Below are 7,007 nucleotides of genomic sequence, written 5' to 3' on the forward strand. Positions count from 1 at the left end.
GGAATTTATTCCATCGGATCAGAACCATTGCCTCATTTATCTGTATTGTACTGGTAGCGTATGCAGCAATATTAAGCCGCGAAGTTTAAGGCTTGTATGTCAGGTTTATTGGCAGTTATAAATCCCTGTTTATCTGTGTGCATCTGTGGTTGAAAACGCATAATTTAGCTGTCGGAATCTCGTCAATTGAAACCTAATAATAACTAATTGTATCTATTTTGGTCTTTTTTTAATGACAAAGGCTTTAAAAACTGCTTGTTTTTCTTTTTAGGGCGCAAAATACGCCGATTTATGTAAAAAATTGCAAATGTCAAGAGATAAGTAAGATAAGACTCGATACAAGCCAGTGAAACCGATTGTATTTATATTATCTTTGTGTTATCTCTATGCGTGTTTACGGTTCATATTCTGATAGCGAATTGGCATTCTTGTTAACTCAAGGTGATGAGTTGGCGTTTACCGAAATTTATAACCGCTTTTATGGCCTGCTTTTTATCCATGCCAATAAACGCTTAAATGACGATGAAGAAGCAAAGGATGTATTACACCAGTTGTTCGAATCGCTTTGGGTTAAACGTTTACAGGTAGCGCCTGATGGTAATTTATCAGCATATTTATATACAGCAGTGCGTAACCGTGTACTGGATGTGTTTGCGCATCAAAAAGTAGAAAGCAAATACGTTGATTCCTTGCAGGATTTTATAGATCAAGATCATGTGTTAACTGACTATATGGTGCGCGAAAAGCAGATGGCGCTATTAATTGAGCAGGAAATTGATGCTTTGCCGCCAAAAATGCGCGAAATATTTATATTAAGCCGTAAAGAGAATAAATCGCATAAAGAAATAGCGGTCGAATTAGGGCTTTCTGAGTTAACTGTTAAAACGCAGGTTAAAAAAGCACTACGAATCCTTAAAACTCGGCTTGGGGTAGCAGTTTATGTTGTTTTCTTGTTAAAAACCTATAGTTAGCCACTGTGGTTGTAATTTAAATTCGATTTTTTTTCTTTTAAATGGGTGTTGAATCAAATTATTAAAAAAAAAATAATTTTTTGATACCCCCAAGGCTATAGCTTCGCCGTATATATAATAATCAACCAAACTAGATTTCTTTTTAATGGAGAAAAATGCAAAAAAGCTTTTAGATAAATACCGTGCAGGCCATTGTACGCCAGAAGAAATTGCTATTGTAGAAGCATGGTACCTTCAGTTGCCTTTCGAAAAAGAGGCTCCTGACCACTTGCTCATTGAAACCAGTAAAGAAGAAGTATGGAACCGGTTAAGCCCAGGAAGAAGATCTGTAAAATTGGTCACGGTTAAGCGCATAGCGATAGCTGCCAGTATTATTTTATGCTTTAGCGTAGGACTCTATTTTATGGCAGGTCGTAATACTTTGCCATTAACAGCTAAAACCGAATTAAAAGATATTCTTCCAGGTGGAAATAAAGCTATGTTAACACTAGCCGATGGAACGGTGGTAAATCTGGATGATGCTAAAAACGGTCAGATTGCGAGCCAAAACGGTATCGAAATCCGTAAGGCAAAAAACGGCCAGCTCGAATACATCATTAAAGAAATCCCAAATGCATCAGTTACAGGCTCCAATACGATTAGCACGCCCCGCGGCGGACAATACCAGGTAAGCCTGCCCGATGGTACAAAAGTTTGGCTTAATGCAGCCACGACCTTAAAATACCCTTATGCCTTTGCTAAAAACGAAAGAGTAGTAGAACTTAATGGAGAAGCCTACTTTGAGGTTTCAAAAGACCATACCCGCCCTTTTAGGGTAAAAACAGAGGGCCAGACGGTAGAAGTTTTGGGTACTCATTTTAATATTAATGCCTATAATGATGAAGCCGCTGTTAAAACCACGCTTTTAGAAGGTGCTGTAAAAGTGAGCAATGCCTCTGGTAGTGTAAATCTGCACCCGGGAGAACAATCGAAATTAAATATAAACACGGCTAAATTAATTGTCGATCAGGAAATTGATATTGATAAAGAAATGGCCTGGAAGAATAATATTTTCTCTTTTGATAATGATGATCTCCAAAGCATTATGCGGCAAATTTCGCGTTGGTACGATGTAGATGTAGTTTATCAGGGCAAAATTTCAACAGAAAAATATGTAGGCGAAATTCCGAGAAATAGCAACCTGGCAGAGGTATTTAAAATATTAGAACTTAATCACGTTCATATTGATGCAAAAGGCAAGGTGCTCACTGTAACTAGAAATTAAACAAGAATGGCTTTTCTTTAAACAGCCGAGAAATCAACCAACCAATTCACGAACTAACTAAACTTTATGATGAAAAAACTACCAGAAATTTAGCATCCTACCTTAAAAAAAACCGAAAGCGCGATAACGCTTCCGGTAGAAATTTGGACAAGCAGCTTGCTTCGAAACCCAGCTGCTATTTTTTAACCTCATTCATTACAAAGGTATGAAATTAACTACCCTTTACAACCCCGTGTGCGACATGCGGAGGGTAAAGATTAAATTTTTATTGGTCATGAAATTGACTACAATTTTACTACTGGTTGGTGCCCTACATGTTTCGGCAGCCACCTTTTCACAAACCGTAACGCTCTCTCGAAGAAAAACTTCGCTAAAACAGGTTTTTAAGGAGATCAAAAAGCAAACGGGCTATTTTTTCTTTTATAAAGGTCAGTTGTTGCAGGATAAACCCGAAGTAATTATAGAATTAATGAAGGCTTCGCTAACCGAGGCGTTAAATGCCGCTTTAAAAGATCAGAACCTCAGTTTTAATATTGTTAACAAAACTGTCGTAATCAGCGGTAAAGAGGATTTACCGGCGCCAACCGCAGTTGTTAACGCCAAAATTGAAGTAAAAGGTGTTGTTGCTGATAAAGCTACAGGAGAAACCATTCCGGGCGTTAATATTTCCATTAAAAATGGTGCAAGCGTAGGCATTACCAACGATAAAGGCGAATTCAAAGTAAATGTTGATGAAGGAAGCATTTTGGTTTTTAGTTATGTGGGCTACGACTTGTTTGAAACCAAGGTTACAGGTACTAAAACGTTAAACGTTAAGCTTGTCTCTAAGATGACCCAAATGAACGATGTAGTGGTAACGGGTTATCAAACGATTAAAAAAGATAACTATACCGGTAATGCGATTACGATATCCGGAGATCAGCTGAGAAGGGTAAACCCACAGAGTTTGCTTCAAAGTATCGGAACATTCGATCCTTCATTTAAACTGATAGATAATAATCTTGCAGGCTCTAATCCCAACAGAATTCCTTCTATCAATGTTAGAGGAGCTTCTGCACTGCCAAGCGGCGATGGGCAGGTGCTGAGAAGAGATGATATTCTTGGAACAGCGAACATGCCTGTTTTTATGCTTGACGGATATGAAGTAAGCGTGCAGAAAGTATTTGATCTGGATGTGAATAGAATTGCATCGGTTACCTCATTAAAAGATGCGGCTGCAACGGCAATTTATGGTTCACGCGCGGCCAATGGTGTAATTGTGATAACGACTAAAATACCTTTAGAAGGGAAACTAAGGATAGAATACAACTACGAATTGAATCTTACCGCTGCAGATCTAACTGATTATCAGGTGTTAAATGCAGCTGAAAAACTAGATTATGAAGTTTTGGCAGGATTATATAATTCTTCGAAACAACAGGTATCTCAAGATCAGCTCGATGAAATCTATTACCATAAAAAAGCCAATGTTGTTGGTGGTGTTAACAGTTATTGGCTATCGCAACCCCTGCGTAATACCATAGGGCATAAACATGCTGTAAATTTAGATGGAGGTTCACAAGCATTTCGGTACAATGTAAACCTTCGTTACCAAACCAGGCCCGGAGCAATGAAAGGATCGGAAAGGGACCAATATTCAGGAGGAATGAGTTTTCAGTATAATGTAAAGAAAATTCAGTTCAGAAATGAATTATCCATAACACAAGTAGGCGCTACCGAATCTCCATATGGCGATTTTTCTAATTATGTACGGATGAATCCTTATTACCCATTGCAAGATGCCAATGGCATGACGATGAGGATTTCTGATATATATGAAAAACAAGATCGATCGAGAGAATATGTTTTTAATCCGCTGTTCGATGCTGGCTTAAGCAGTTTCAACAAATCGAAGTACACCGAAATTATTGATAACCTTTCTGCTGATGTAGAGGTGGCGAACAACCTTCGGTTAAGGGCTCAAATGAGCGTAACCACACGGTCAAATTCTGATGACATATTCACCTCTCCACTAGCAAATAAATATTACCTGTACACAACAGATAAAATAGATGAAAAGGGCGAATACATGAATAGGGAAATGAAAGAAACCTATTGGGATAGTAATATCAGGTTAACCTGGCTAAAGCAGATTGGTGGCAATTATTTTAACGCATTAGTAGGTGTAAATGCCCGTACAGAGCTGCGCGATCAAAAAGAATTTACCGCTATCGGATTTGCTAATGATCGTTTTACGAGCATAGGATTTGCCAAGGGGTACGCTGAAGATGGAAAACCGCAAAGCAGGCTCGAAAAAGCACGACTTTTTGGTTCTTTCTTTACGATGAACTACTCCTATAAAAACCGCTACCTTATGGATGGAACCGTTCGTATTGATGGTTCTTCAAAATTCGGAGTGAACAATAAACTGGCTCCTTTTTGGTCGTTCGGCTTAGGATGGAATGTACACCAGGAGGAATTTCTGCAAGGTAATCCTGTAATTAGCCAACTTAGAATAAAAGCCTCTACGGGTCTCACCGGTTCGGTAGAGTTCGATCCTTACTTATCAAAAACCATTTATAAATATAATACAGGAAACTGGTATTCATCTGGTATTGGTGCCGGAGTAAACAGTTATGGAAATGATAACCTTGGGTGGCAAAAAACGAGGATGACGGATATTGGTATCGATATCGGTCTGTTTAAAGATCGTGTAATGATTACGCCGAGAATATATAAGAAGTTTACCAAAGATATTCTGGCCGATATTACATTACCGCCATCAACAGGATTTCTGTCTTATAAGGAAAACCTTGGCGACATGGAGAACAAAGGMGCTGAGCTGGGGCTAACCATAGATGCAGTAAGAAGTAAAGACTGGTCGGTAAACCTGAATGCAAGTATGGTTTCCAACAAAAACAAAGTGGTGAGAATCTCCAACGCATTAAAAAAATACAATGACAGGGCAGACGAATTGCAGTCGGTAAAACCAGGAGATGGTGGTTACAGGGGCATTCCCTTACTTAGATTTAGCGAAGGGCAACCTTTTAATGCCATTTATGGCGTTCGCTCGCTAGGCATAGATCCGGAAAACGGACGTGAATTATACCTGAAAAAAGATGGTACACTTACATACGACTACGATAAGAGAGATTATGTTGTAATTGGCGATCCTAATCCTAAAGTGAGCGGTTACTTTGGTGGAACGGTTAACTACAAAAGATTTAGTCTGTATGTACAGTTTCAAACTTTTTTCGGTGGCGACAAATATAACCTGACACTGGTAGAGCGTGTTGAAAATGCTGATCCAAAATATAATGTTGATAAGCGTGTATTCGAAGAAAAGTGGAAGCAGTCTGGCGACCTCTCTTTTTATAAAAATATAGCGGATAATGGCGAGACTGATGTAAGCTCGAGATTTATACAGCCAGATAATCTGATCAATCTTCAATCAGTAAACCTTTCTTATGATATGAATAAAAAAATCGCATCTAAATTATCGATGTCGAGTCTCATGTTTCAGATAACGGCCAATGATGTAGTGCGCTGGTCATCAGTAAAAGAAGAAAGAGGCATTAATTATCCGTTTACGAGGAGTTTAACCTTTTCTGTTAGAGCAGCTTTTTAAGCTATTAATGAACAGATTTAAAATATAAGAACATGAAAATTAGATTGTTAATATGCCTTGTCTTGATAACAGGGTTATTGAGTTCCTGCAAGAAATGGCTGGAAGTTGAGCCGGAATCAGAAATTGCTGCTCCAATTTTATTCAGTACAGAAAATGGCTTTATGGAAGCCATAAACGGCGTATATAACCGTAGTACAGAATCAGATCTGTACGGTAAAGAACTCACATTTGGCACAACAGAGGTGCTGGCCCAAAATTTTTCGATGCGTGATGACGGACAGGATTACAGACAGACCTCATTGTACAATTATAAACATGGAGAGTTTATCAAGCGCAAGGATAAAATATGGGCCGGTTTATACAATGCCATTGTAAACTGTAACCTGATCCTTGAAAATGTAGATGCAAAAAGGAGCATTTTTAGTGGCGCCAATTATTCCATTGTCAAAGGAGAAGCACTTGCCTTAAGAGCATACTTGCATTTCGACCTGTTGCGTCTTTTTGCGCCTTCTTATTTGAGAAACCCCTCTGCAAAAGGAATTCCATATGCTAATAAATACACGAAAGAGATTACTCCCGTTGCTAACGTATCAGAAACCCTTGATTTGATCATCAAAGATCTGGAAGAGTCGAAACAATTATTGGTTGTAGATCCGATTCGGAGTGCCAGTTATATGGTGAATTATCCCTTAGTAACCGATACGCTGAAAAATACAGAAGAGAAAAACCCAAGTCTTTTCTTACAGAACAGAAGGCATCGTTTAAATTATTATGCTGTATGCGGAACGCTTGCCCGGGTTTACCTTTATAAAAATGATAAGGTTAAGGCCTTACTTAACGCTAAGGAGGTTATTGACTCGAAAAAATTCCCATGGACAGCAAAAAGTGATTTTGAGGCATTCGAAGATTCGAAAAAAGATCGTATTCTTTATAAGGAACTCGTTTTTGGATGGTACATTCCAGGTGCTGCAAAAGAAATAAAAGACAATTGGTTTCAAAGTGGCACTAGGGGTTTTTACTTGATTGAGGATGCCGCAGATTATATTTACGAAAAGGCAACAGCCGGAGCGAGTGATTCCCGTTATAAATACTGGTTATCGGCTACTTCCAGCCAATCGTCAAGGTCTTACGATATCGTTAAATACCGCAGAAACCCCTTAAGTGC

At 38.7% G+C, this 7,007-nt stretch carries 4 protein-coding genes; all 4 read left to right on the plus strand.

Going from position 1 to position 7,007, the window contains the following annotated elements; genetic code table 11:
* The first annotated feature begins 386 nt into the window (after positions 1 to 386).
* On the plus strand, positions 387 to 971 hold the full coding sequence (locus AC1DPQ_RS13120; protein WP_477583580.1) for an RNA polymerase sigma factor: 585 nt from the start codon (positions 387 to 389) through the stop codon (positions 969 to 971).
* A 145-nt stretch (positions 972 to 1,116) separates the two neighbouring features.
* Positions 1,117 to 2,235: a FecR family protein gene (locus AC1DPQ_RS13125; protein ID WP_477583582.1), complete on the plus strand. Its 1,119-nt coding sequence runs from the start codon at positions 1,117 to 1,119 to the stop codon at positions 2,233 to 2,235.
* 274 nt (positions 2,236 to 2,509) lie between these two features.
* Positions 2,510 to 5,842, plus strand: a complete 3,333-nt coding sequence (locus tag AC1DPQ_RS13130; RefSeq protein ID WP_477609657.1) for a SusC/RagA family TonB-linked outer membrane protein — start codon at positions 2,510 to 2,512, stop codon at positions 5,840 to 5,842.
* A gap of 32 nt (positions 5,843 to 5,874) precedes the next feature.
* The coding region (locus tag AC1DPQ_RS13135) for a RagB/SusD family nutrient uptake outer membrane protein (RefSeq protein WP_477609659.1) at positions 5,875 to 7,007 on the plus strand (1,133 nt) is incomplete at its 3' end.

The organism is Pedobacter sp. 01T416_2, from assembly GCF_056398925.1.

Coding starts and splice junctions, on each gene's coding strand:
- AC1DPQ_RS13125 (WP_477583582.1), top strand. CDS start 1,117: ATGGAGAAAAATGCAAAAAAGCTTTTAGATAAATACCGTGCAGGCCAT.
- AC1DPQ_RS13120 (WP_477583580.1), top strand. CDS start 387: ATGCGTGTTTACGGTTCATATTCTGATAGCGAATTGGCATTCTTGTTA.